A 26,643-nucleotide genomic window follows, 5' to 3' on the forward strand; every position below is an offset into this window, starting at 1 on the left:
GCCCACCAGCTTTTACCCGATTTTCACTTCAGGCAGGGCGGGGCGTTCAATACGAGTTTTCTCGGTTGGCGCCATTACCGTGGCCACGCCATCTACTACCTGCTTGTCGTCCTGATTGAAAACCCGTGTAGCTATTTTTACGCGGTTTTTCGGCAACTTTTCCAGTATTTCCAATTCCACCCGAATCTCATCGCCTAGCCGTACCGGCCGCATGAAACTGATCTCCTGTCCGATATATATGGTGCCCGGTCCGGGTAGCTCGCATGCGATGGCAGCGGAAATCAGTGCACCGGAAAACATGCCATGGGCGATACGACCCTTGAAAGGGGTGGCAGCGGCGAAGGCTTCATCGAGGTGGACCGGATTCACGTCACCGGACACTGCCGCGAACAGAGTCAGATCCCGTTCAGTGACCAGGTGGGTCACAGAGGCTTTTTCGCCCGGCGTCAATTCATCGTATGTACGGTTTTCAAGCTGGGACATCGGTAGGCTCCAGGGTGGGGTAGGTGGTGGCCGGCATGTGTTGTGTCAGCCAGGCAAGCAGGTCCTGTACTACCTGCTCACGGTTGATTTCGTTGAATATTTCGTGACGCGCGTCATCATACAACTGCAAACTGACGTCTGTCAGCCCTGCATCCATGAGTCGCTGCTGCAGTTTGGCCAGCCCCCCGTTGGCGCTTACAGGGTCAACGCTGCCGCCAATGATGTGGACGGGCAAAGCTGAAGGTATCCGGCTCAGGCGCCTGGGATCGGCGATTTCCAGAAGACCGGTGAACAAGTCTTGCCAAAGGCGTGCCGTGCAATCAAAGCCGCACAAGGGGTCGGCTACATAAGCATCAACCTGGTCCGGGTCGCGTGTAAGCCAGTCGAACTCGGTTCGATTGGGCCGAAAAGCATTGTTGAACTGACCAAAGCTCAGTTTGCCGAGTGTCCGAGCAGGCTTGCCCCAGCCACGCAGCCGGCCTTCGATGACTGCTGCAAGTTTGCCCGCCTTGCTAAGTGCAGGAGGATGAGCATTACTGCCGCTGAGAATCACACCAGCCAGTCCATCCCCGTCGTCAAGAAGATGTCCCTGCACGATATAGGAGCCCATGCTGTGACCCAGAAGAAACACAGGAAGGCCGTCGGACAAGGTGAATGCCAGTTGGCGTAGGGCGCCGATATCGGAAGTCACCCTGCGCCAGCCATCGGAGTCAGCGAAGTGTCCCGGTTGATCAGCAATGCTCTGACCATGGCCCCGCTGGTCCAGGGCCAGTACAGCGTACCCGGCGTTGTTCAACTGTTCTGCGAGCCAGCGGTAACGCCCCGCATGCTCCGCCATGCCGTGGCTTATCAGTACCCAGGCGCGGGGCTGTTCATCAGCAGGCAGCCATTTATAAAAGAACAGCTTTTGCTGATCTGTGGTAACCAACCAATCGGTTTGAGCGCGCATTATTATTATTCTCCCCGTGCGTATACCAAATGAAACGCGGCAGCGTTTTGTGTTTTCGTCCAATGCTGGTAATTTTAAGAGTTACGCATAGACGTGAGCCGACTGACAAGCCTGTTCGTTCAGCGAAAAAGATCAGCGGAATAATTGAATCGGGGTGAGCGCGATTTTCATCCTGCCAGACCAACATCGGGAAAGAGGACAACAATAATGGAAGCATCGTTCTGGAGTGACAAACGCCCGCCCGGCGTGCCTAACGACATAGATTCTACGCAGTACAGTTCTATCATTGATGTATTCGAGCGTTCCTGCAAACAGTTTGCAGATCGTCCTGCCTTTACCAATATGGATACCACAATCACCTACGGTGATCTCGATAGACTGTCTGCGGATTTTGCCGGTTATCTGCAGACCCAGACTGATCTGCAGCCGGGGGACCGCATTGCTATCCAGATGCCCAACGTACTTCAGTTTCCGGTCGCCGTATTCGGCGCAATACGTGCTGGACTGATCGTGGTCAATACCAACCCGTTGTACACCTCGCGTGAAATGCGCCACCAGTTCAAGGATTCCGGCGCCCGTGCTCTGATTTACATGAACATGTTCGGCCACCTGGTCGAGGAAGTAGCCCCGGACACAGACCTGAAGTATCTGTTTGAAGCTCGTATGGGCGACATGCTGCCTGGCGCCAAGGGCTGGTTGGTCAACACGGTCGTCAAGAAAGTGAAGAAGATGGTGCCTGACTTCAACCTGCCACAGGCAGTGTCCTTCAAGGCAGCATTAAAGGCAGGCAAGGGCAAGACTCTCAAGCCAGTCAAAAAGACCCACGATGACGTAGCTGTTCTTCAGTACACCGGCGGTACTACCGGTCCTTCCAAGGGTGCGATGCTCACCCATGGCAACATCGTTGCCAACATGTTGCAGGTCTACGCCAATCTTCAGCAGCGAGATGAGAGCGGCGAAAAGATCATGGGCGACGAAAGCGAGATCATTATCTGTCCGCTGCCGCTTTATCATATCTTTGCCTTCACGGCGAACTGCATGTGCATGATGCTGGCTGGTTACCAGAATGTACTGATTACCAATCCACGCGATATCCCCGGTTTCGTCAAGGAGCTGAAGAAGTGGAAGTTCTCCTCGATGATGGGCCTCAACACGCTGTTCGTGGCGCTGATGGAGCACCCCGAGTTTGACCAGATCGACTTCTCCCACCTCAAGGGTACTACTTCCGGTGGTACCGCACTGGTCAAGGCCACTGCCGAGCGCTGGGAAAAGAAAACCAACAGCCGGATCGGCGAAGGCTATGGTCTGACCGAGTGTTCACCAGTGGTCTGCTCCAGCCCCGGTGGCGGACTTGCGCGCCTTGGTACAGTGGGTCTGCCGGTAGCGGGGACCGCTTTGAAAATTGCAGACGAAGAGGGTAACGAGTTACCGATTGGCGAGCGTGGTGAGCTGTGCGTCAAGGGACCACAGGTAATGAAGGGTTACTGGCAGCGTGATGACGCTACCAAGGAAAGCTTTGATGCAGATGGCTGGTTGAAGACCGGTGACGTTGCGATTATCGACGAAGACGGTTTCGTGGCTATCGTTGATCGGATCAAGGATCTGATCATTGTTTCCGGGTTCAATGTATACCCCAACGAGATCGAAGACGTGGTTGCTGCGCATCCGAAGGTAGCCAACGCGGCCGCTATTGGCGTGCCGGACGAGAAGTCTGGCGAGGCAGTGAAGCTGTTTGTAGTACCCAGCGCTCCTGACCTGACCATTGAAGAACTCAAGGCGTATTGTCGGGCCAATTTCACGGGTTACAAGGTGCCAAAGCACTTTGAAATTCGCGAGTCGCTACCCATGACGCCGGTGGGCAAGATCCTGCGTCGAGAGTTGCGCGACGTCTGATTCGCCTTTAGTTGGGGCCGTCCTGGCCTGCGCATCGCAAGAGCCGCCGGATAAAACCGGCGGCTTTTCTGTCTCTGATATCTGCAAGGTTTATTCGGCCGCCAAGACCTCTGCTGGATGCTGGTCTGGGCAGATAAAAACTGCTAGTCTTCGTCGGCTTTTCGACTAAAAAAGCCGTTGTAGTCACGAATAAAATAAACGCGATCGCTGCCCTTTGCGGGCCGGTACGCCTCGACGAATACGCTCAGGAGCAGGCATCCATGCTTGAGAATTTCTGGAAAGACAAATATCCCGCTGGTATTCCCACCGAGATCAATCCGGATCAGTACACCAATATTCTCGATGTTCTCCAACACTCCTGTCAGCGTTTCGCCGACAAGCCTGCCTTCAGCAATCTTGGCAAGACCATTACCTATGGTGAACTTTATACCCTCTCGGGTCAGTTCGCGGCCTACCTGCAGAAGAATAGTGGTTTGCAGCCAGGCGATCGAATCGCTATCCAGATGCCCAACGTCCTGCAATATCCAATCGCGGTATTTGGAGCGATGCGCGCAGGTTACGTGGTAGTCAACACCAACCCGCTTTACACTCCGCGCGAGATGGAACACCAATTCAATGATTCCGGCGCCAAGCTGCTGGTCTGTCTGGCCAACATGGCGCATCTGGCAGAGCAGGTAGTGCCCAAGACCGGGGTCAAGCAGGTCATCATCACCGAAGTAGGGGACATGTTGCCCCCGCTCAAGCGCCTGCTGATCAACACCGTAGTCAAGCACGTCAAGAAGATGGTGCCGTCCTACAATATTCCAGGTGCAATCAGGTTTAACGATGCGTTAGCCAAGGGCAAGAATCAGAGCTTTCAGGAAGCCTCTCCAGGGGCGCACGATATTGCCGTCTTGCAGTACACCGGGGGCACTACCGGGGTTGCCAAGGGTGCCATGCTGACGCACCACAACCTGGTCGCCAATATGCTCCAGGCCAAGGCAATGATGGGCTCCACGATCAAGGATGGCGAAGAAACAATCATCTGCCCGTTGCCCCTGTATCACATCTATGCTTTCACCTTTCATTGCATGGCGATGATGATCAGCGGTAACCACAACATCCTGATCACCAATCCCCGGGACATTCCTGCGTTTGTGAAGGAGCTGTCAAAGGTACCGTTTTCCGGCTTTGTCGGCCTGAATACGTTGTTCGTCGCCCTGTGCAACGACGAAGGCTTCCGCAATCTGGACTTCAGTCATTTCAAGGTCACCCTTTCCGGCGGCATGGCGTTGCAACAAGCCACCGCAGAGCGCTGGCACAAGATCACCGGCTGCGAAGTATGCGAAGGGTACGGTATGACCGAAACCAGTCCGCTGGCCACGGTAAATCCGATGGCCAACATCCAGCTGGGTACCATCGGCATCCCGGTTCCCTCGACTCTGTGCAAGATCATCGATGATGACGGGCAGGAAGTGGCAATGGGTGAGCGTGGCGAACTCTGCGTCAAGGGTCCGCAGGTCATGAAGGGTTACTGGCAGCGTCAGGAAGCCACTGATGAAATGCTTGATGCCGAGGGCTGGCTGAAAACCGGTGATATCGCCATCATTCAGGAAGACGGATACCTGCGTATTGTCGATCGCAAGAAGGACATGATCCTGGTATCGGGCTTCAATGTGTATCCCAACGAGCTCGAAGATGTCATGGCCGCCATTCCCGGCGTTGCCCAGTGCGCCGCTGTTGGTGTGCCGGATGAGAAGTCGGGCGAAGCGATCAAGGTCTTCCTGGTCAAAACGCCAGGCGCCGAGCTGACTGAAGATCAGGTCAAGGCGCAGATGCGTGACAGCCTGACCGGTTACAAGGTGCCCAAGTACGTCGAGTTCCGTGATGTACTGCCAACCACCAACGTCGGCAAGATTCTGCGTCGCGAACTGCGCGATGAAGAACTCAAGAAGGCTGCCAACCAGTAGAATGCACTAACGCTGCAGTTAACCCTGCAGCACCAGGGCCCCGCCAGAGTCATGTCCTGGCGGGGCTTTTTTTATCAGGCAGGTACAGATTCCAACGATGACCGATATTTCCGCGCTGACGGCCAATCTCGACCAGACCATGGCCGCCGACCGCCACCGCCTGCAGCGGCAGTTGCAGCAGATGAGCAAGCAGCCAGATGCCCAACGTGAAGCTCGCTGGCTGGAGCAATTCCAGCTTTCCTGTGCGCGCGTTGAGTCACGACGTAGCAGTATTCCGAGGATGCGCTTTGATGATCAGTTGCCGATTGCCGAGCGTCGGGAACAGATAAGGGATGCCATCGAAGCGAATCAGGTGGTGATCGTTGCCGGTGAAACCGGCTCCGGCAAGACGACTCAGATTCCCAAGATCTGTCTGGAGCTGGGCCGAGGCACTCGCGGACTCATAGGCCATACCCAGCCGCGTCGCCTGGCAGCGCGAAGCGTTGCAAGCCGGGTCGCCGAAGAAATCGGCACGCCCCTGGGCGAGCTGGCGGGTTTCCAGGTGCGTTTCACTGATCAGAGCTCGGATACAACCCTGATCAAGCTGATGACCGATGGCATCCTGCTGGCCGAAACCCAGAACGACCGTTTTTTGCAACGCTATGACACCTTGATCATAGACGAGGCCCATGAACGCAGCCTGAATATCGATTTTCTGCTCGGCTACCTGAAAACCATCCTGCCCAAGCGTCCGGATCTGAAGGTCATCATAACCTCAGCAACCATTGATCTGGAGCGGTTCTCCGCGCACTTTGATAACGCACCGGTGATCGAAGTATCTGGCCGCACCTATCCAGTGGATGTCTGGTATCGCCCGTTAAGTGCAGAAATGGATGAGGAGGGTAATCAGGTTGAAGAGGACCTGAGTATTGACCAGGGCATAGTGGTGGCATTGCAGGAGCTGGAACGGCACGAACGGGCCAACGGCCAGCCGCCAGGGGACGCCCTGGTGTTTCTGCCGGGTGAGCGTGAGATTCGTGATACGGCCGAGTACCTGCGCAAGGCCAATCTGCGACATACCGAGATCCTGCCGCTGTACGCGCGCTTGTCGGTTGCCGAACAGCAAAAGATTTTCGCCTCCCATGCTGGCAGGCGGGTAGTGCTGGCGACCAACGTGGCGGAAACCTCACTCACCGTGCCGGGCATCGTCTACGTCATCGACCCGGGCGAGGCACGCATCAGCCGTTACAGCCCTAGATCCAAGGTTCAGCGACTACCTGTGGAGGCGGTGTCCCAGGCCAGCGCCAACCAGCGCAAGGGCCGCTGTGGTCGCGTAGCGCCGGGGATCTGCGTGCGCCTGTATGCTGAAGAGGATTTCAATACCCGCCCCGAATTTACCGATCCCGAGATACTGCGTACCAACCTGGCTGCGGTGATCCTGCAGATGCTGCATTTACGGCTTGGGCGGATCGAGGACTTCCCGTTTATCGAACCTCCCGAGGGCCGGGCTATCAGTGATGGCTTTACCCTGTTGCAGGAGCTTGGTGCGGTTGATCGCGAGGGCATTATTACCGATAACGGCCGCCAGCTTGCGCGTTTGCCGGTGGACCCGCGTATTGGGCGCATGTTGCTGGAAGCCAGCCGCACCGGCAGCCTGGAAGAGGTCCTTATCATTGCCAGCGGCCTGACAGTCCAGGACCCTCGCGAACGACCTCTGGAGCGTCAGCAGGCAGCGGATCAGGCACATGTGCAATGGCGAGAAGAGACCTCGGATTTCGCCGCGTTCATAAACCTCTGGCGCGGCTTTGAGGAGCAGCGCCAGGCCTTGACCCAGGGTCAGTTGCGAAGCTGGTGCCGACGTAATTTCCTGAATTTTCTGCGCCTGCGCGAATGGCGCGAAACCCATCGCCAACTGGTTTTGACCTGTCGGGACCTCAAGCTGGAGCGCAACAGTCAGCCGGCTGGAGATGAAGCTGTTCACAAGGCGTTACTGGCCGGGCTGCTCAGCCAGCTTGGCAACAAGACTGAAGATGGTGACTACCTCGGTGCTCGCCAGCGGCGATTCATGCTGCACCCCTCATCGGCCCTGGCCAAGAAGCGACCACCATGGGTCATGGTTGCCGAGCTGACAGAGACCCGTCGTCTGTATGGGCGCCTCGCAGCGAAGATCGATCCGCTGTGGGTCGAGCCACTGGCTGGGCACCTGGTCAAGACCAGCTACAGCGAACCCCATTGGGAGAAAAAGCGTGGCCAGGTCGTGGCATTCGAACAGGTGACTCTGTACGGAATGATCATCGTGCCGCGCCGGAAGGTGCATTACGGCCCCATAGATCCGGTAGCCTCGCGGGAAATATTCATTCGCCAGGCTCTGGTGCTTGGCGAATGGCACGGCCGTTCAGCCTTCAACAAGGCCAACCAGCAATTGCTGGCCGAGCTCGATGAGCTGGAAGCCAAAGCGCGTCGCCGCGACATTCTAGTTGATGACGAAACCCTGTATGCCTATTTTGATCGTCATGTACCCGAGCAGATCTTCCAGTTGGCCAGCTTCGAACGCTGGATAAAAACCGGTCAACGGGACAATCCGCGCCTGTTACATATGACCCGCGAGGAGTTGTTACAGCGCGAAGCAGGTGAGGTGACCGCCGAACAATACCCCGACGCCTGGCGCTGGCAGCAGGTGGCGTTGCCGCTTAGCTACCATTTCGAGCCCGGACATCCCCGCGACGGCGTGACCATGCGCGTTCCCGCGCCCCTCTTGCGACAGATGCCGGCTGAGCGTCTTGATTGGTTGGTGCCTGGCCTGCTGTTCGACAAGTGCGTGGCTCTGGTACGCGGTCTACCCAAGGCCCTCAGACGCAACTTCGTGCCGGTACCCGATTTTGTCAGAGCCGCTCTGGAACACATGCCTTTTGCCCAGGGAAACCTGACGCAGACGCTCGGTCGAGAGTTGACCCGTATGACCGGCACCCGAATAGATGACGAGGCCTGGGCGGACATTCAACTCGAGCCGCATCTTCTGACCAATATCGAAGTAGTTGATGCCGACGGCAAGGTGATTGCCGAAGGTCGCGATTACAGCGGCCTGTGCAGTCAGCTGGCTGGACAGGTTCAGGATCAGCCGATGCCAACCCCTGCCAGTCGGCCTGAGCAGCCAACCCGGCCGGCCGGAAGCTACGTGCTTCCCGAGTCGCTGGTACGCAACCAGGCTGCCATTGAAGTGACCTTCTGGCCGGCCTGGGTAGAGGAGGGTGATCAGGTTCATGAGCAACTCTTTGATACCCAGAATCAGGCATTGCAGGCCCACCGCCGCGGCGTGCAACGCCTGTTGCTGGCTGAGCTGAACGAGCAGGCGCGTTTCCTGCGGCAAAAATGTTCGGCACTCAAGGAAGCTGCGATCTACTACCGCGAGCTCGGTAACCAGCAACAACTGACCGAGGATGTTTTGTTGGCTGCGGTGGACCGGGTATTCCTTCCGGCCGATCAACCCTTGCCGCGTGATCCGGCGACGCTAGCCGCACGCCTTGAACAGGGGCGGGGAGAGTGGGTTTCAGCAGCCGAAAAGCTGGCAGCGGAAACCCTGGCGATACTCAAGGGTTGGCATGCTGTACAGAAAAGACTCAAGGGTAAAATCGATTTGGCCCAGGCCATCGCGCTTAACGATATTCGAGCGCAGCTGGCAGGGCTGTTCTACAAGGGATTCATCCGGGACGTGCCTGCGGAGTGGTTGATGCAGTATCCACGGTATCTTCAAGCCATTGAGCAGCGACTCGACAAGCTGCCGGGGCAGGTCCAGCGTGACAGGGTCTGGACCGACGAGCTGCAGGAACTGGCCACCCGGCACCAGGCCCGCGAGCTCAAGCACCGTCAGGAGGGTCGTCTGGATGACGATTTGCAGACCTGGCGTTGGATGCTTGAGGAATACCGCGTTTCTCTTTTTGCCCAGCAGCTGGGTACGCGGATGCCCGTATCGGCGAAACGACTGTCCAAATTATGGCAGGAGATCCCTGCCTGATCGTCGGGCAGGGTGGGTCATTGGTGACCAATGGAGTGAACTGAACGTCCGTTTGCATTATGCTTCGTCTTTGAGCCATTTTTAGCGTGCGGCCTGACGTCAGGCCAGGGTATTACCACCTGCCCGGTAATGCGTTACCCAAAACATTAAAGAGGACCGACCGTGCAAAGAGTCGTGATCAGTGGAACAGGCCTGTACACCCCAGCCAACAGCATCAGTAACGAAGAGCTGGTTGAAAGCTTCAATGCCTATGTCGAGAAGTTCAACCGCGACAACGCCGACGCAATCGCCGCCGGTCAGGTAGCAGCGCTGACGCCTTCGAGTACCGAGTTCATTGAAAAAGCGTCTGGTATCAAGAGCCGCTATGTCATGAACAAAAGCGGCATTATCGACATTAACCGCATGAAGCCGGATATTCCCGAGCGCAGCAATGATGAGTGGTCGATTCTCTGCGAAATGGCCATCAAAGCGGGTACCGAGGCGCTTGAGAAAGCCGGTCGCACGGCTGCCGATATTGATGGCGTCATCGTCGCCTGCTCCAACCTGCAGCGTGCCTATCCCGCTGTGGCAGTGGAAGTGCAGGAAGCACTGGGCATCGAAGGTTTTGGCTTTGACATGAACGTGGCCTGCTCCTCGGCGACCTTTGGCATCCAGGCAGCGGCCAACGCGGTTCAACTGGGGCAGGCGCGAGCCATTCTGATGGTCAATCCGGAAATCTGCACGGGTCACATGAATTTCTGCGACCGCGACAGCCACTTCATCTTTGGTGACGCCTGCACGGCAGTTGTTGTTGAGCGTGCTGAGGACGCAGTTTCGAAGCACCAGTTCGATATTGTCGGCACCAAGCTGTTGACCAAATACTCGAATAACATCCGCAATAACTTCGGCTTTCTCAACCGCGCCGACGATAGCGGTGTGGGCGCCCCCGACAAGCTATTTGTTCAGCAGGGTCGCAAGGTATTCAAGGACGTATGTCCGATGGTCGCGGAGCTGATTGGCGATCACCTGGAAGAGTTCTCCCTGCCGGTTGGTGATATCAAGCGGTTCTGGCTGCACCAGGCCAACCTGAACATGAACATGCTGATTGCTCGCAAGCTGCTGGGCCGCGATCCGGAAGCCCATGAAGCGCCGGTAGTGCTGGACGAGTACGCTAACACCAGTTCGGCCGGCTCGATCATCGCGTTTCACAAATACCAGGATGATTTGCCCAGTGGCAGCCTGGGTGTGATCTGCTCCTTTGGCGCTGGCTACTCGATCGGCAGCGTGATCGTTCGCAAGCACTGAGCATTGCCTGATCATGCGATGTCACTGGATTGTCATGACTTCGACATCTGACTGACATTTGTCCGGCGCATTCTTCTTGGGTGACGCAGGTCGAGCGTTGGCTACGCGGCTTGTCATCCAAGTACTGCTCCTTGAACCCCGCCATCCCTGGCGGGGTTTTTTTTCGTTAAATCCGCTAGTTGCAGTGCCCATCTCGAACAAGACTGAAAGTTCCCGCAAATTCAAAACTTCATCGGTTTGTAACCGTTCTGTCATCTGGTATTTCCATAATCCTCCCAGTCGAAACAACGACGGCACGTCACCATGAGCTGGCGTTTAAAATACCTAGGAGAGTACTGATGAATAAGAAGCTGCTTGCGATTGTTATTGGGGCCGCTGCGGCCATGCCGGTAATGGCCATGGCTGATGTGAGCGTTTATGGTCGTGCCCACATTTCTGTTGATCATCTGTCAGTCGACAACGTAGAGACTGCCCCCGGAGTATTTGATGACTATTCCGAGATCAATCTGTCCAGTAACGCTTCGCGCCTGGGCTTCAAGGGCGATCACGACATCAACCCGAACCTGAACGCTTTCTTCCAGATCGAACAGCAAATCGACTTCGGTACCGATAACGGTGAAACCCTGGCCACTCGCGATACTTTCGTAGGCCTGGGCGGTAACTTCGGTCAGGTCCGCGCTGGTCGTTTTGACAGCCCCTTCAAGGGCGCACGTGGTCCAGCCAACCTGTTTGGTGACCAGGTCGGTGATATGCGTAACCTGACTCGTGTTGGTAATGCCCGGTTTGATGAGCGTTATGACAACACCATTGAATACACCACTCCGAACATGAGCGGTTTTTTCGGCAAGCTGGGTTATTCGCTGCACGAAACTGACGTTGCTGGCAACGATGTTGATACCAACACCACCAGCATGTCGCTGAACTATGAAGGTTCGGTTGTTGAGGCTTCATTGGCTTACGAGACCGCAGATGAAGATACCGGCCGTGGCGAGCGTGATGGCGTTCGTTTTGCTGGTGCCTACAAGATCACCGACGCCATCAAGGGTGTTGCTTTCTATCAGACCGTTGACTACACGAACGACAACGTTACACAAGCCGTACGTGACAGTCTGACTGCTGACACTTTTGGCCTGGGTGCTGAATTCAAGGTTGCTTCTTCCACCGCTCTGAAGGGCATGTGGTTGACCCGTGAATCAGATGCCAGTGACTCCGACAGCACCATGTGGGTTGTGGGTGTAGAGCACAAGCTGGACAAGGCAGTTCGCGTATACGCCAACTACGCTATGGTCGACAACGATACGCTTGCCGCTCTGACCCCCTGGAGCCAGGCTCGTACTGCTGATCCGCAAGAGGCTGCAGGCGAAGATGCAACTGGTCTTACCGTAGGTCTGCGTTACGACTTCTGATCGGTCTTTCCTTGCACTACCAAAAAGGGTTATGCCTCTGGCATAACCCTTTTGTCATATTAGTGACATCTTACCGTCTTATTATTGCTACATCCGCATCGCGGAAGACTTTCCGATTTATTGAATACTTATACCTATCAAGGAGTTGTCATGCGCAATCTGTTCGTAATCGCTGTTGCCTGTATGCTTGCCGCCTGCGCGCAGCGTGAGCCGGTAAAACTCTATTCCGGCGCCGAGCAGCCGACTGGCCAGATCCTTGTAGTGGAAATGCCCTACACACTGGAAGTGCTGAATATCAACGGTAACCCTGTCCCGGAAGCCAACCGTATGACCGGTAATCAGGATCGTAAACTCGAACTGCAACCGGGCGAGTATCGCATCAATGCCTATTACGAAAACGTCTATGACATTAATGGCGGATTGAGCAGTGAAATAGTGCGTACACGCAGCGCTACTTACACTATCGATGGCAAGGCTGGTGAAGTATGGCGGCTGGAGTTCGACGCGCCGAAGAACCTGATAGAGGCAGAAGCCATGCAAGACGATTTCGCCGGCTGGTCACTGAACAAGGCGACTGGTGAGCGCTATGCCACTGAGCCTGGACCGGCATACGTATCATTGGTTGGTCAGTTGATGGGTGGCGGCAGCGCTCCCACCTACAATAATGAAGTCAAACCGTTGGGCGCCTCTACTCCAGCTCCTGTAGCCGCGCCTGTTGTCATGGCAGCTCCCGCGCATGTCAGTGCAGCAAAAACACTGCCACACAACGACGCTACGCTGACTACGTTGCAGCAACTTTGGATGCTCCTCGGACCAGAGAGCCGCGAAGCCTTTCTGGAGTGGGCGCAGAAGTAAGCCCCCGAGTGATGCAGTACTCAGGCCCGGCTTATAGCCGGGCTTTTTTGTTACGCATCAGAGCCTCCTCGAGCTGCGATTTGGTGATGCGCTGTGGCATGCTGTCACCATGAAAATACGTCAACTTGCACGCATACAGGATATTCCCGGTGACCAATGGGATAGCCTCCTCGATTCCGCTTATCCCTTCATGCGCCATGACTTTCTTACTGCCCTGGAAGACAGCGGCTCTGTGTGCGCGGAGCGGGGCTGGGAGCCGGCGCATCTGGTAGTTATCGACGAGGCTGGTCAATTACAGGCGGCATTACCCCTGTATCGCAAGATGCATTCCTACGGCGAGTATGTCTTCGACTTTCAGTGGGCCCAGGCATGGGAACGCAGCGGCCGCGAATACTATCCCAAATATCTGGCTGCAGTACCGTTCTCCCCTGTGCAGGGGCCGCGGTTACTGGCCCGCTGTGAGCAGAGTCGTGGGATGATTCTCGAGTATCTTGATCAGGAGCTGGACCAGGCTGGTGTATCCGGTATGCATGTGCTGTTCAATCAGGGGGAGGAGGATGACGCCCTTCAGGGGGCTGGCTGGGTCCGGCGTCTGGGATGCCAGTTCCACTGGTTCAATCGGGGTTATGCGGGCTTTGATGATTTTCTCGGTGCTTGTAACTCCCGCAAGCGCAAGAATTTTCGTAAGGAACGCTTGGCGGTTGCCGAGCAGGGCATCAGTTTTCACTGGTTGGCCGGCAGGGATCTGACGCCGGCGGTGTGGGACCAGTTTTATCCATTCTATGCAGCGACCTACCTCAAGCGCGGCCAGCACCCGTACCTGACTCCCGAGTTCTTCCAGATGCTTAGTGTGTCGATGCCCGAAGCGATTCGCCTGGTATTTGCGCGCCATGATGGCCGTAACGTGGCTGGTGCTTTCTTCCTGGCAGACCAGAGATCGCTCTATGGACGCTACTGGGGCTGCCTGGAGGAGTATGACCGCCTGCACTTCGAGACCTGTTTCTACCAGGGCATGGAGCGCTGTATCACGGAAGGATTGGAGCGCTTCGACGCTGGCGCCCAGGGCGAACACAAGCTGATCCGTGGCTTTGAACCGGTACTGACCCAGTCCTGGCACAAGCTTCAGGAACCACTGCACGACGCAGTAGCGGACTTTCTGTTGCGTGAACGCGAGGGCGTAAAGAAATATCAGGAAGAGTCGCGGGATTACCTGCCGTACCGCCAGGCCGAGTAAACTCCTTCATCGAGTAGCTGCTCTTACCACAGAAGCCGCGATACCCTCTGGCGCAGAGGGCATCGCACGTCCCACGGGTTATTCCGCGGCTGTGTCTACCCGCTCAACACTCTGGATAGTGACCGGGTTGGTCGGGACGTTCTGATGTCCGCGCGTGGTGCCCGTGGGTACCTTGGCAATGGTTTCCACCACATGTTGGCCTTCCACTACCTTGCCAAATACCGCATAACCGAAATCACGTCCGCCGTGATTCAGGAAATCATTGTTGCCCAGGTTGATAAAGAACTGGCTGGTTGCGCTGTCAACGACCTGGGTACGCGCCATGGCGATGGTGTAACGGTCGTTGCGCAGGCCATTATCGGCTTCGTTCTTGATCGACTTGACAACGGCGCGCTGGTTCATATCCGGGGTAAAGCCACCGCCCTGAATCATGAAGCCCGGGATTACACGGTGGAAAATAAGGCCATCATAATGACCGGCATCGGCGTAGCGAAGGAAGTTCTCCACGCTGATAGGCGCGGCTTCGGCGTTGAGTTCCATCTTGATATCGCCATGGCTGGTCTTGAGCAGGACCTGGGGGTTTTCTGCAAAGGCAGGGGCTGCAGCCAGCAATAAGGTACAGGTGGCGATAAGGCGTTTGAACATGGTCGGTCTCCGTGTAAATGAAAAACGTGTCGCTTAGCCGGTGTTTCCGGCAGGGGAAGAAGAACCCGACTGGGCCAGAAAGTCCAGTAGCAGGGCGTTGAATTTCTCTGCCTGATCGATAGGCGTACCGTGCCGGGAGTCTTCGATAACCTCCAGGCGGGCGTCACCCAGATGGCAGACGTACTCCCGTTTCTTCTCGACCGGTGTGTAATCCTGGTCCCCGGTGATAACCAGCACCTGACAATTGATCCGATCCAGACGCTCGGAGACGCCCCAGCCTACCAGGGCGCGGAGCGAAGCCAGATACGCCCGCCGGTCGTTTTCCAGCCAACGGCCCTCAAAGGTCTTACGAATGTCCTGCTGCTCCGGTTTGGGAAACAGCGTTTTGGCCAGGCCTTTGGCTACCGCGCTCAGCGGCAGTATGTGGGCGAAGAACAGCCTTTGGGCAACCAGCAGATACTCTTTTGGCCTTCTGGGTATCAACTCCGGACCGCTGTTGATAATCGTCAGGCTTGCGGGCACCTCGGGATGGTCGGTAGCCAGTTGAAAGGCGATCATGCCACCCATGGAGATGCCTACAATATGCGGTTTGGTCAATTGCATATGCTTGATAAATGCCAGGCAGTCGGCAGCGAAGCCCTTGACGCTGTAGCCTCTGGAAGGTTTGTCGCTCTTGCCATGGCCTCGCATGTCCAGAGTAAGCACGCGGTATTGGGGGAGGAGCGCGGGTAGCTGGTACTCCCAGTCGCGGCCGCTGGAGCCCAGTCCGTGAATCAGCAAGACCGGATCACCTTCGCCCTGGTCGGTATAGTGCAGATTGCAGCCGTTGAGTTGCAGGTAGGCCATGAGTCCTTTCCTTGATGGAAAACCTTGGATCATCCGGGTTTTCGGTATAAATAGTGAGGATGCCTTGCCGGTATCGGTTTGTCATCGTCCGAAGTAATTGGACGCTTGTCCGCCCGCTTTGCCGAACTTTATGCTGGAGCGCAGTTCAAAAGGTAACCGGTTCCCCGGAATTCTGTAAGGAGATTTACCATGAAACAGTTACTGCTTGTCGGTTTGTTGGCTATTTCAGTGCCACTGATGGCCCAGCAACCACTCGGTTTCCCTGTGGATGTGGACCTCAAGGCCCAGGGGCTTGAGCTGAATACTTCCAGCACTGGCAACATAGGCAATGTGGCCACCGTCACCCTCGAGAACCTGGAACCTAGCGAAATTTTCTGCGTAGCTAATTTCGTCAATGGTCCAGAGAAGCCATCTCCCCTGCGTGTCAGACTGGCTCCCGGTGAAAAAACCGTACTTACTCAGGCATTTCAGCGGGAAATTATCCGCGTGCGAGTCGGTATCGAGTGCAAGGAAGACTGACCGTCCAGGGTCAATCCGCGATCGAATGCTCGATCAACAGATCAGCCAGGATCTGGGTGGCAGGGCCAAGGGGTTTGTCCTTGTTGGCATAAAGATAGAGAAAGTGGGAGCGCCTGGCGCCCTGTTGCAGGGGTAGTAAAGCCAATTGTCCATGCTGCAGCTCTGCGGTGATTTCATGCTCGGGCAACCAGGCAAATCCTAGACCGCTGGCCACCAGGGTCGCGGCCGTACCCAGGCTGGCTACGGTCCAGCGCTGTTCAGCCCCCAGCCAACCAGAATCAACCGGATGATGGCCAGAATCACGGATCACGACCTGCAACTGTGATTGCAGGTCCTCGTGGGTCAGTTCACGGTTCATCTGGTGCAGGTGATGCTCAGGATTGGCCACAGCGACAAAGTCGACGGCGTTGATCTGGTGGGGCAGGTAGCCGGCAATGCTCATTCCCGAAATCGCCAGGTCGGCAGAACCGTCCAGCAAGCAATCCTCGACCCCCGACAGTACTTCCTCACGCAATTGCACACGACAGCCCTGGCTCAAAGGCATGAACGCCTGTAGCGCCTTGGCCAAGCGGCTGGTTGGATAGGCCGCATCCACAACCAGCCGCACCTCAGGCTCCCAGCCTTGATCCATATTGAAAGCCAGCCTCTCGAGCTGACTTGCCTGCTGAATCAGGTTGCGTGACCTGCGCAGCAAGACCTCGCCGGCCTCGGTGAGGGTCGCCTTGCGGCCGATGATCTCCAGCAGGGGGACGCCCAACTGCTCCTGCATGCGGGCGATGGTGTAGCTCACCGAGGATTGAGACCGATGCAACACCTCTGCAGCCTGTGCAAAGCCACCGCTATCGACTACAGCCTGTAGAGTGCGCCATTGTTCAAGAGTAACCCGTGGAGCTTTCATGCTGTGACCCTTGCAGTCTCGGATAAAGGAAGGATTATGAAGCGGTCAGGGGCTGGTGGCGAGTGGCTAGCGGTATTCACCTGGCGTCAGCCCGGTCCATTTCTTGAAGGCACGATGAAATGCGGAGGGCTCGGAAAATCCCAGCAGCGAAGCCAGATCCTGGGTGGGCATATCCTGACGGGACAGGTGGTATATCGCAATGTCCCGGCGCAGGTGGTCTTTCAGCTCCTGGAATGATGTGCCCTCGTCGCGCAAATGACGCCTGAGCGTGGGTGGGCTCATATTCAGCTGACTGGCAATTGACTCCATATCCGGCATTTCGGCACCCACATTACGTCCAATCACCTGACGTATGCGTCCCGATAGGCTGTTACCAAAGTCCCTGCGTGAGAGTAGGTCCGATGGTGACTGTTCAAGAAACCGCTTGAGCGTACGGGCGTCCTGAATCAAGGGCTCCAGCATGTAGCTGCGCGGAATAACCAACGCCGTAGCCGGCTGGCCAAAGTGCAGCTTGCAGCCGAAGATCAACTGGTACTCCTGATGGTGCTCTGGCGCTGGGTAGGCGAAGGTTGCTCGCTCAAGGGGAATACGTTTGCCAATCAACCAGCTGGCCAGGCGATGCCAGATAACCAGCAGGGACTCGGTAAGAAAGTGGTCCGGATCATCCACCATGCTGGTATCGATCTCCAGCCAGACCAGATCACCTTCCATACGCATGCTGATACCGGGGTTGTCGGCGAAAAGACCGTAAAACAGCATTCCGCGCTGCAACGCCCGCTCCAGGGTGGAGCAATGAATCAGAGCATGGCACATCATGGCAAAGGTTCCCGGGCGGCTGCGCACCGGTCCAAAGCCCATCAGCTCGTCCTCAAGGGTATCCCACAGCAGTTTGATCAGGCGGGCATACTGGTCGGCATCCACGCGCATGCGGGGCTGGTCGAGTAGATCCGGATTGATTCCGGCCGCACCCATAAGCGCCCGACTATCGTGACCATGGCGCTCTGCGCCGACCAGTGCAGCACGGACAAAATGAATGGCGACTGACCGATTGCTCATATATTGCTGCGTTCCCCTGAAAGCTGTGGTCGAGTTAGCCACAGCACCGGTCGTCTCGCAACCGAATACAGGCGGGCAAAATGGTCAATCCTGATGAGCGCTGGTGTCATTGAGCGCGGTTCCTCACGGGTCTAGTCTGAGCTGACAATAATCAGGAGCTCCGCCATGCAGCGCATCCATTTTGATACTGAACACCGTATGTTCCGCGAATCATTCCGCACCTTTTTGCAAAAAGAAGTGGTGCCTCACCAGGAAGCCTGGGAAGAAGCCGGAATGGTCGATCGGCAGGTGTGGGAGAAGGCTGGCGCGCTGGGTTTTCTGCTGCCCTGGGCGGACGAGGAGTATGGCGGGTCCGGTCTCAAGGACTTTCGTTACGAGCAGATCATGAGTGAGGAGCTGGCTTACATTAACGAGCCAGGCTTCATGCTGCCGTTGCATTCTGCCCTGTGCGGACCCTATATCACTGAATACGGCAGTGCGGAGCAGAAGCAACGCTTCTTGCCGAAAATCATCAGTGGCGAATGTATTCTTGCCGTCGCCATGACCGAACCCGGCGCCGGCTCTGATCTTGCCGGCATGCGTACCACCGCCGTAGAGCATGGCGATCATTACGTACTTAACGGCTCCAAGACCTACATATCCAATGGCATCTTGAGTGATCTGGTTATTGTCGCCGCCAAGACCGATCCGTCCAATAAACATGCAATGGGGTTGTTTCTGGTTGAGCGCGACATGCCCGGCTTCGAACGCGGTCGCAAGCTCAAGAAAATGGGCATGCACAGTCAGGATACCGCCGAGCTCTTTTTCAACGACGTCAAAATCCCCAAGGCCAATCTGCTTGGGGACGGCAAGGCGGGCTTCATTTACCTCATGCAAATGCTTGCCCAGGAACGCCTTACCAATGCCTGCGGCGCCGTAGCAGGGGCCGAAGCCGCCTTCCGCGCGACCCTTGAATACGTTACCGAACGCAAAGCCTTCGGTAAGCCGATAGCCGAATTTCAGAATACCCGTTTCAAACTCGCCGAACTGCGCACCCAGATTGACGTGGCCCAGTGCTTCGTCGACCGTTGCGTGATGGACCATAACGAGAAAAAGCTCACCGCCGAGATAGCCGCCGAAGCCAAGTTGTTTACCACCGAATTGTTGGGTAAAGCGGTGGACGAGGGCGTGCAGCTACATGGTGGAGCAGGCTACATGTGGGAGTACCCGATCTGCCGCATGTATGCCAACGCTCGGATTCAACGGATATTTGCCGGTACCTCGGAGATCATGAAAGAGATTATCAGTCGTGGTTTAAAGCTGTAGGCAGGAGCAAGAAGGTCAAAAAATGGATTCCTGCGTGCGCGGGAATGACGATCCAATGCCCACAAAAAAGCCCGTGCATCAGCACAGGCTTTTTGTCATTTGGCTCCGCGACCAGGACTCGAACCTGGGACCCAATGATTAACAGTCATTTGCTCTACCAACTGAGCTATCGCGGATCGAACGCCGCGTACTTTATCAAAAAGTCGATCAAAGTCAACGCCTTGAAGTGACTATGTGAAAAAGTTCGCAGCTCGCGACTCAGTTGTCGTTCTTCAAAACCGCTGCCATCGAGGTGGCCACGTGATCGATGTTGCCGGTGTTGAGCGCAGCAACACAGATGCGCCCACTGCCTACCGCGTAAATGGCAAACTCGTCAGCCAGTCGTGCCACCTGAGCCTTGGTCAGACCGGAGTAGGAGAACATGCCGCGCTGGCGCTCGATGAAGCTCATGTCCTTGGTCACACCGGCAGCAGCCAATTTTTCGACCAGGCTGTGGCGCATGATGCGAATACGGTCGCGCATCTCGGCCAGCTCTTCTTCCCACATGGCGTACAGCTCGACATCGTTCAGCACGGCAGACACTACCTTGGCACCGTGGGTCGGTGGGTTGGAGTAGTTGGTGCGGATGACGCGCTTGAGCTGCGAGAGGGTGCTGAGCATTTCATCGTGATTCTCGGTCACTAGCGTCAGTGCGCCAACGCGCTCGCCATACAGCGAGAAAGACTTGGAGAACGAGCTGGAAATAAACAGCGGTAGACCGGATTCTGCGAACAGACGCAAAGCAACCGCGTCGTCCTGCAGATTATCGCCAAAGCCCTGGTAGGCAATATCAATGAAGGGCACATGGTTGCGGCGCTGGATCACATCAATCACGCGAGCCCAGTCAGCCAGACTCAAGTCTGCGCCGGTTGGGTTATGGCAGCAGGCGTGCAGGAGTACGACGCTACCCTCAGGCAGTTTATCGATACCTTCAAGCATGCTTTCCAGGTTCACGCCGTGGGTTTCGGGGTCGTAGTAGGGGTAGGTCACTACCTCGAAACCGGCAGCCTCAAACAGCGAGCGGTGGTTCTCCCAACTCGGATCGCTGATGGCGACCAGGCGCTTGTCCAGTAGACGGTAAAGGAAGTCGGCGCCCAGTTTAAGAGCGCCGGTACCGCCGATGGATTGGGCGGTGACCAGGCGGCCAGATTCAAGCAGGCTCGACTCAGCACCAAACAGCAGTGTCTGCACGGCGCTATCATAGGAAGCCAGACCTTCCATAGGCAGATAAGGTCGTGGGCCTTGCTCTGCAACGCGCGCCTCTTCGGCTGCGAATACGGCGCGCAACAAAGGCACCTTGCCATTTTCGTCGTAATAGATCCCGACACCCAGGTTGACCTTTTCAGACCGGTTATCGGCATTGAAGGCTTCGTTCAGGCCGAGGATCGGATCGCGTGGAGCCATTTCAACAGGGGAAAACAAAGTCATGGTATCGGCAAACTCGAGGCAGGTGAGTGTGTATGTCGGCGCCCATTATAGACAGACCGATGCAAAGGTGCGAGTGCAGTGCGAGTGCAGCATGGTGAAATGGTTGTCCGACGGGAGACCACTGAAGGGATGGCAGTGCGGTGCTATAGTGCGTGCTGATTTTTTGCAGTCGGAACCCCGAATAAATGACCCAGTTCAAGCTCCAGACCCGTTTTCAGCCCGCCGGCGACCAGCCGACCGCCATCGCACAATTGGTGGAAGGACTGGAAGCGGGCCTCTCACACCAGACTTTGCTGGGCGTAACCGGGTCAGGGAAGACCTTTACCATCGCCAATGTAATCCAGCAGGTGCAGCGGCCCGCGATCATCATGGCGCCAAACAAGACGTTGGCCGCCCAGCTGTATGGCGAGTTCCGCGAATTCTTCCCCAATAACTCGGTGGAATACTTCGTCTCCTACTACGACTACTACCAGCCTGAAGCCTATGTGCCTTCATCCGATACCTTTATCGAGAAAGATGCCTCGATAAACGATCACATCGAGCAGATGCGTCTGTCAGCTACAAAAGCGCTGCTGGAGCGACCGGACGCGATCATCGTCGCCACCGTTTCTGCCATTTATGGTCTGGGTGATCCGGCCTCATACCTGCGCATGGTTCTGCACGTTGATCGGGGCGATCACCTTGAGCAGCGCACGCTGCTTCGACGGTTGGCTGAATTGCAGTACACCCGTAACGATATGGAGCTGGCCCGGGCCAATTATCGAGTGCGCGGAGACGTCATCGACATCTTCCCGGCAGAATCCGATCTGGAAGCGATACGCATCGAACTGTTCGACGACATAGTCGAAACGATCAGCTATTTCGACCCGCTAACCGGTGAGGTTCTGCGTAAGGTTCCGCGCGTAACTGTTTATCCTAAATCACATTATGTAACGCCAAGGGAAAAACTGCTCGATGCAGTAGAGCACATCAAGATCGAGTTGGCCGAGCGTCTGGAAGTTCTGAAAAGCCAGAACAAACTGGTCGAAGCCCAGCGACTGGAGCAGCGCACCCGCTTCGATATGGAAATGATCATGGAGCTGGGTTACTGCAACGGTATCGAGAACTACTCGCGCTACCTGTCTGGCCGTAACCATGGCGAAGCACCGCCTACGCTGTTCGATTACCTGCCCAAGAATGCCCTGTTGATCATCGACGAATCCCACGTCTCAGTGCCCCAGGTCGGCGCCATGTACAAGGGCGACCGCTCACGTAAGGAGACACTGGTTGAATATGGTTTTCGTCTGCCATCGGCGCTGGATAACCGGCCGATGCGTTTTGACGAATGGGAGCTGATTTCGCCCCAGGCGATCTTCGTCTCCGCTACGCCAGGTCCCTATGAAGCCGAGCATGCCGGGCGCACTGTGGAGCAGGTCGTACGTCCCACCGGTCTGGTCGACCCCCAGATTGAGGTCCGACCTGCTACCAGCCAGGTCGACGATCTGCTCTCGGAAATTGCCCTGCGGACCGCCAAGGAAGAGCGGGTGCTGGTCACCACGTTGACCAAACGGATGGCCGAAGACCTGACCGATTACCTGAGCGACCATGGCGTGCGCGTGCGTTACCTGCACTCGGATATCGATACGGTTGAGCGCGTCGAGATCATTCGCGACCTGCGTATTGGTGCTTTTGACGTGCTTGTAGGCATTAACTTGCTGCGTGAAGGCCTTGATATGCCTGAGGTTTCTCTGGTGGCAATTCTTGATGCAGACAAGGAAGGCTTCCTGCGCTCCGAGCGTTCGCTGATCCAGACCATTGGCCGAGCGGCACGTAACCTGAATGGTCGCGCGATCCTGTACGCCGATCGTATGACCGGATCAATGGAGCGAGCTATAGGCGAAACTGAACGCCGCCGCGAGAAGCAGATAGCCTTCAACCTCGAACACAACATCACGCCCATCGGTATCACCAAGAGTGTGCAGGACATCCTTGAAGGGGCCGTTGTGCCCGGCAGCAACAGCCGCAACAACAAGCGCAAGAAGCTCAAGGCGGCAGAGGACGCGGCAGAGTACAGCGCCAACCAGCTGCGCTCACCCTCGGAGATCACCAAGCGGATCAAGCAACTGGAAGACAAGATGTACCACCACTCCAGGGATCTGGAGTTCGAAGCTGCCGCCGGTGTGCGCGATGAGATTCAGAAGCTGAGGGCAATGTTGATAAAGGTTTGAAGCCGCCGTGCCCGTCACCAGACAATGGATCCCCGCCTTCGCGAGGATGACGAGGTAGCGGGCGAGGGCGACGCAGGTGCCCGACTCCATGCTCCGCGCACCCTCGTCATTCCCGCGAAGGCGGGAACCCATTTGGACTTCCCGTTCTACAGCCATTCCCGTTGACTCGCCGGTCAATCATTGCTTTGGTTTAACTTGCAGATATTCAGTAACTTACCGCTTGACAAGGTCCGGCGTGCTGCGTAAAGTTCGCGGCCATTGCAGGCACGTAGCTCAGTTGGTTAGAGCACCACCTTGACATGGTGGGGGTCGTTGGTTCGAATCCAATCGTGCCTACCAAACAAAACCCGTCCTGCACGGGGCTTAAAGGGCGATTCCGAAAGGGTCGCCCTTTTTGTTTGCTCGCCGTTCAGATATCCGTGATGTCGAGGCCTTTGTCCAGGTCATCACGACATCTCTCTACGGGTTAAAGTCGGCCGACTGTCAGTCCGATTGCGCGCCAGCATCCGCCCAGCCCCAATAAAACCTAACCCGCCCGGGTGATAGACGTTCGTTCCCCATGCGCTAAAATCCTGGCGTCATCAAAGCAGTTGGCTCGGGGAGGGGCTTATGGATCAGGACAGGCGCGGATGGTTGTGGGCCTATCGCAAGTTACGCGGTTGGCATGTGTCAGCGATGCAGGCCACGTATCGCGCGAGCCGGTATATCCTGACTGGTGATACCGGGTCCTTTCCCAGTCATGGCGGTTGGCGCAAGTCCCGCCTTACCCGAGGCTGACCTTAAACTCATATTTTGCTGTAAGTCATTGATGCTGCTGTGATAGAGTGCGTCGCCGTTCGGTACGAGCCGGACGCATTCTTTCAAGTCATCCGTGACGACCTTGCAGTAGCCTTATGGCTGTCGGCGATCGTAGGCCGCGTTAACTGCACGCTGCTCTCCGGGTGGCATTTTCCATCATGTGGCCTTGCGTAGGGGTCACCACTGAGAAGGAGCGGCACATGCCCACTATTACTCTCCCCGACGGCAGTCAGAAATCGTTCGATCACCCGGTCACCGTACTTGAGGTCGCCCAATCCATTGGCGCTGGCCTGGCCAAGGCTACCCTGGCCGGCAAGGTCAACGGTCAGCAGGTAGACGCCTGCGACACCATCGACAGCGATGTAACCCTGCAAATCATTACGCCGAAGGACGAAGAGGGGCTGGAGATCATCCGCCACTCCTGTGCGCACTTGATCGGTCATGCCGTCAAGCAGCTCTATCCCAGTGCCAAGATGGTTATCGGTCCGGTCATTGATGATGGCTTCTATTACGACATAGCCTACGAGCGCTCCTTCACGCCCGAAGACATGGTTGCGATCGAAGCGCGTATGCGCGAGCTGATCGCGACTGATTATGACGTCCTCAAGCGAGTTACCCCGCGTGCCGAAGTGATCGACGTGTTCCGCGCCCGTGAAGAAGACTACAAGCTGCGTCTGGTTGAAGACATGCCGGACGAGCAGACCATGGGCCTGTACTACCACGAAGAATACGTCGACATGTGCCGCGGCCCGCACGTGCCCAACACCCGCTTCCTCAAAGCCTTCCAGCTGACCCGTATCTCCGGCGCCTACTGGCGTGGCGATGCCAAGAACGAGCAGTTGCAGCGCATATACGGCACCGCGTGGGCCGACAAGAAGCAGCTGGCTGCCTACATTCAGCGCATGGAAGAAGCCGAGAAGCGCGATCACCGCAAGATCGGCAAGCGTCTGGGCCTGTTCCATACCCAGGAAGAAGCGCCGGGCATGGTGTTCTGGCACCCCGATGGCTGGACTATCTATCAGGTGCTTGAGCAGTACATGCGCCAGATCCAGCGTGGCGCCAACTACAAAGAGATCAAGACACCCCAGGTCGTCGATCGGGTGCTCTGGGAGCGCTCAGGCCACTGGGAGCACTATTCCCATGCCATGTTCACTACCGAATCAGAAAGCCGCGACTACGCCATCAAGCCGATGAACTGCCCCTGCCACGTGCAGGTGTTCAACCAGGGCCTGAAGAGCTACCGCGAGCTGCCACTGCGTCTGGCCGAGTTTGGCTCCTGCCACCGCAATGAGCCCTCCGGTTCCCTGCATGGCCTGATGCGCGTGCGCGGCTTTACCCAGGACGACGCGCACATCTTCTGTACCGATGAGCAGGTCGAGGCTGAGGCTTCCGACTTCATCGCGCTGACCCTGCAGGTATACAAGGACTTTGGCTTCGACGACGTTGAGCTCAAGCTCTCGACCCGCCCGGAAAGCCGCGTCGGTGACGACGCGCTCTGGGATCAGGCCGAAAAGGGTCTGGAATCGGCGCTGAACAAAGCCGGTCTGAAGTGGGACCTGCAGCCGGGCGAGGGTGCTTTCTACGGTCCGAAGATCGAATTCTCCCTGCGCGACTGTATTGGTCGGGTATGGCAGTGCGGCACATTGCAGCTGGATTTCATGCTGCCCGGCCGCCTAGGCGCCCAGTACGTTGCCGAAGATGGTTCGCGCAAGACCCCGGTGATGTTGCACCGTGCAATCCTGGGTTCTTTTGAACGATTCATCGGTATTTTGATCGAACATTACGCTGGCGATTTTCCTGCCTGGTTGGCACCGACTCAGGCCGCAATTCTCAATATCACCGACAATCAGGCTGATTTTTGCTCCGAAGTGGAGAAAAGCCTCAATGAAATGGGCTATCGGGCAACTGCGGACTTGAGAAACGAGAAAATTGGCTTTAAGATTCGCGAGCATACTTTGCACAAGACACCTTATCTCCTTGTAGTTGGAGATAGGGAAGTCGAATCGCACACTGTGGCCGTGCGCACACGGGAGGGTAAAGATCTGGGTTCCATGACTGTTACCGAGTTCTCCGAATACCTCGCCCGTGACGTTGCACAACGAGGCCGCCAGAATTCGGAGCTATAAAGATTAAACGCGAGATGAGACAAGACAAAAGAGCCGCACAACGCCCGCCGATCAACGAGAACATCACGGCGAGCGAAGTCCGCCTGATCGGTGCCGAAGGTGAACAAATCGGTATCGTGTCCATTCAGGAAGCCATGGCCGCCGCAGAGGAGGCCAAGATGGACCTGGTTGAAATCTCCCCTGATGCAGAGCCGCCGGTTTGCCGAGTCATGGATTACGGCAAGCACATCTTCGAAAAGAAGAAACAGCAGGCCGTCGCGCGCAAGAATCAGAAACAGATTCAGATTAAAGAAATAAAGTTTCGACCAGGGACGGAAGACGGAGACTATAAGGTGAAGTTACGCAACCTTATACGCTTTCTGAGTGATGGGGATAAAGCCAAGGTTTCGTTACGATTCCGCGGCCGCGAAATGGCCCACCAGGAGCTGGGGATGGAGTTGTTGAAGCGGGTCGAACAAGACCTGTTGGAATACGGCACCGTCGAACAGCACCCGAAAATGGAAGGTCGTCAGCTGATGATGGTCATCGCACCCAAGAAGAAAAAGTAACCTCCAGGGCATCGCCAGGCCTTGCGGTTATCTATTAACGCAATATGCGGAGAAATTGAACATGGCTAAAGTAAAGATGAAGACCAAAAGGGGCGCCGCAAAGCGCTTCAAGGCGACCGGTAACGGTCTCAAGCACAAGCATGCTTTCAAGAGCCACATCCTGACCAAGATGAGCACTAAGCGT

20 protein-coding genes and 2 tRNA genes are annotated in these 26,643 nt (G+C 56.4%); 14 read left to right on the top strand and 8 right to left on the bottom strand.

The window, feature by feature from the left end; translation table 11 throughout:
* Positions 1–12 precede the first annotated feature (12 nt).
* Positions 13–483 carry a MaoC/PaaZ C-terminal domain-containing protein gene (locus tag AAC076_RS03220; RefSeq protein ID WP_339842934.1) on the bottom strand — a complete coding sequence of 157 codons (471 nt, stop codon included), beginning with the start codon at positions 481–483 and terminating at the stop codon, positions 13–15.
* Positions 470–1,432, bottom strand: coding sequence for an alpha/beta hydrolase (locus tag AAC076_RS03225; protein ID WP_339842935.1), 963 nt, complete (start codon positions 1,430–1,432; stop codon positions 470–472). Before AAC076_RS03225 ends, AAC076_RS03220 begins: the two co-directional genes overlap by 14 nt.
* A 207-nt stretch (positions 1,433–1,639) precedes the next feature.
* Between AAC076_RS03225 and AAC076_RS03230 the strand changes: the two genes are divergently transcribed.
* From AAC076_RS03230 to AAC076_RS03260, 7 genes are all read left to right on the top strand, one after another.
* Positions 1,640–3,325, top strand: a complete 1,686-nt coding sequence (locus AAC076_RS03230) for a long-chain-fatty-acid--CoA ligase (RefSeq protein WP_339842936.1) — start codon at positions 1,640–1,642, stop codon at positions 3,323–3,325.
* A gap of 260 nt (positions 3,326–3,585) precedes the next feature.
* Positions 3,586–5,274 carry a long-chain-fatty-acid--CoA ligase FadD1 gene (fadD1, locus tag AAC076_RS03235; RefSeq protein ID WP_339842937.1) on the top strand — a complete coding sequence of 563 codons (1,689 nt, stop codon included), beginning with the start codon at positions 3,586–3,588 and terminating at the stop codon, positions 5,272–5,274.
* A gap of 97 nt (positions 5,275–5,371) precedes the next feature.
* Positions 5,372–9,265, top strand: a complete 3,894-nt coding sequence (gene hrpA, locus AAC076_RS03240; protein ID WP_339842938.1) for an ATP-dependent RNA helicase HrpA — start codon at positions 5,372–5,374, stop codon at positions 9,263–9,265.
* A gap of 162 nt (positions 9,266–9,427) precedes the next feature.
* Positions 9,428–10,549 carry a beta-ketoacyl-ACP synthase III gene (locus AAC076_RS03245; RefSeq protein WP_339842940.1) on the top strand — a complete coding sequence of 374 codons (1,122 nt, stop codon included), beginning with the start codon at positions 9,428–9,430 and terminating at the stop codon, positions 10,547–10,549.
* Positions 10,550–10,887: 338 nt separating this feature from the next.
* The gene (locus tag AAC076_RS03250; protein ID WP_339842941.1) at positions 10,888–11,955 is read left to right on the top strand and encodes a porin; all 1,068 of its coding nucleotides are present in this window, start codon (positions 10,888–10,890) and stop codon (positions 11,953–11,955) included.
* A gap of 150 nt (positions 11,956–12,105) precedes the next feature.
* The gene (locus tag AAC076_RS03255; protein ID WP_339842943.1) at positions 12,106–12,810 is read left to right on the top strand and encodes a DUF2057 family protein; all 705 of its coding nucleotides are present in this window, start codon (positions 12,106–12,108) and stop codon (positions 12,808–12,810) included.
* 109 nt (positions 12,811–12,919) lie between these two features.
* The gene (locus AAC076_RS03260) at positions 12,920–14,044 is read left to right on the top strand and encodes a GNAT family N-acetyltransferase (RefSeq protein ID WP_339842944.1); all 1,125 of its coding nucleotides are present in this window, start codon (positions 12,920–12,922) and stop codon (positions 14,042–14,044) included.
* Positions 14,045–14,122: 78 nt separating this feature from the next.
* On the opposite strand, the gene AAC076_RS03265 is transcribed toward AAC076_RS03260, so the two are convergent.
* Positions 14,123–14,689, bottom strand: a complete 567-nt coding sequence (locus AAC076_RS03265; protein ID WP_339842945.1) for a peptidylprolyl isomerase — start codon at positions 14,687–14,689, stop codon at positions 14,123–14,125.
* A gap of 33 nt (positions 14,690–14,722) precedes the next feature.
* On the bottom strand, positions 14,723–15,535 hold the full coding sequence (locus tag AAC076_RS03270; protein WP_339842946.1) for an alpha/beta hydrolase: 813 nt from the start codon (positions 15,533–15,535) through the stop codon (positions 14,723–14,725).
* 189 nt (positions 15,536–15,724) lie between these two features.
* Here AAC076_RS03270 and AAC076_RS03275 point away from each other — a divergent pair, with 189 nt between their 5' ends.
* Entirely contained in the window at positions 15,725–16,054 is a 330-nt protein-coding gene (locus tag AAC076_RS03275; protein ID WP_339842947.1) for a hypothetical protein, read from the top strand.
* A gap of 10 nt (positions 16,055–16,064) precedes the next feature.
* Here AAC076_RS03275 and AAC076_RS03280 read toward each other — a convergent pair whose 3' ends face one another.
* A complete protein-coding gene (locus AAC076_RS03280; protein ID WP_339842949.1) occupies positions 16,065–16,952 on the bottom strand; it encodes a LysR family transcriptional regulator in 888 nt (295 codons plus the stop codon).
* Between the two features lie 66 nt (positions 16,953–17,018).
* Positions 17,019–18,008: an AraC family transcriptional regulator gene (locus tag AAC076_RS03285; RefSeq protein ID WP_339842950.1), complete on the bottom strand. Its 990-nt coding sequence runs from the start codon at positions 18,006–18,008 to the stop codon at positions 17,019–17,021.
* Positions 18,009–18,173: 165 nt separating this feature from the next.
* Between AAC076_RS03285 and AAC076_RS03290 the strand changes: the two genes are divergently transcribed.
* On the top strand, positions 18,174–19,313 hold the full coding sequence (locus AAC076_RS03290) for an acyl-CoA dehydrogenase family protein (RefSeq protein WP_339842951.1): 1,140 nt from the start codon (positions 18,174–18,176) through the stop codon (positions 19,311–19,313).
* Between the two features lie 100 nt (positions 19,314–19,413).
* Here the strand turns inward: AAC076_RS03290 and AAC076_RS03295 are convergent.
* Positions 19,414–19,489 (bottom strand) — tRNA-Asn (locus tag AAC076_RS03295).
* Positions 19,490–19,571: 82 nt separating this feature from the next.
* Positions 19,572–20,780: an amino acid aminotransferase gene (locus tag AAC076_RS03300; protein ID WP_339842952.1), complete on the bottom strand. Its 1,209-nt coding sequence runs from the start codon at positions 20,778–20,780 to the stop codon at positions 19,572–19,574.
* 185 nt (positions 20,781–20,965) lie between these two features.
* On the opposite strand from AAC076_RS03300, the gene uvrB reads away from it, so the two are divergent.
* From uvrB to rpmI, 5 genes are all read left to right on the top strand, one after another.
* Positions 20,966–22,987: an excinuclease ABC subunit UvrB gene (uvrB, locus tag AAC076_RS03305; RefSeq protein ID WP_339842953.1), complete on the top strand. Its 2,022-nt coding sequence runs from the start codon at positions 20,966–20,968 to the stop codon at positions 22,985–22,987.
* Positions 22,988–23,249: 262 nt separating this feature from the next.
* Positions 23,250–23,326: transfer RNA gene (locus AAC076_RS03310), tRNA-Val, on the top strand.
* Positions 23,327–23,985: 659 nt separating this feature from the next.
* Entirely contained in the window at positions 23,986–25,911 is a 1,926-nt protein-coding gene (gene thrS / locus AAC076_RS03315; RefSeq protein WP_339842954.1) for a threonine--tRNA ligase, read from the top strand.
* Complete coding sequence (infC, locus tag AAC076_RS03320; protein WP_339842964.1) at positions 25,908–26,459, top strand: translation initiation factor IF-3; 552 nt, start codon at positions 25,908–25,910, stop codon at positions 26,457–26,459. Before thrS ends, infC begins: the two co-directional genes overlap by 4 nt.
* 61 nt (positions 26,460–26,520) lie before the next feature.
* A partial coding sequence (rpmI, locus tag AAC076_RS03325; protein ID WP_339652557.1) for a 50S ribosomal protein L35 occupies positions 26,521–26,643 on the top strand: 123 nt, incomplete at its 3' end.

Source organism: uncultured Halopseudomonas sp. (genome assembly GCF_963977355.1).
Taxonomy (GTDB): Bacteria; Pseudomonadota; Gammaproteobacteria; order Pseudomonadales; family Pseudomonadaceae; genus Halopseudomonas.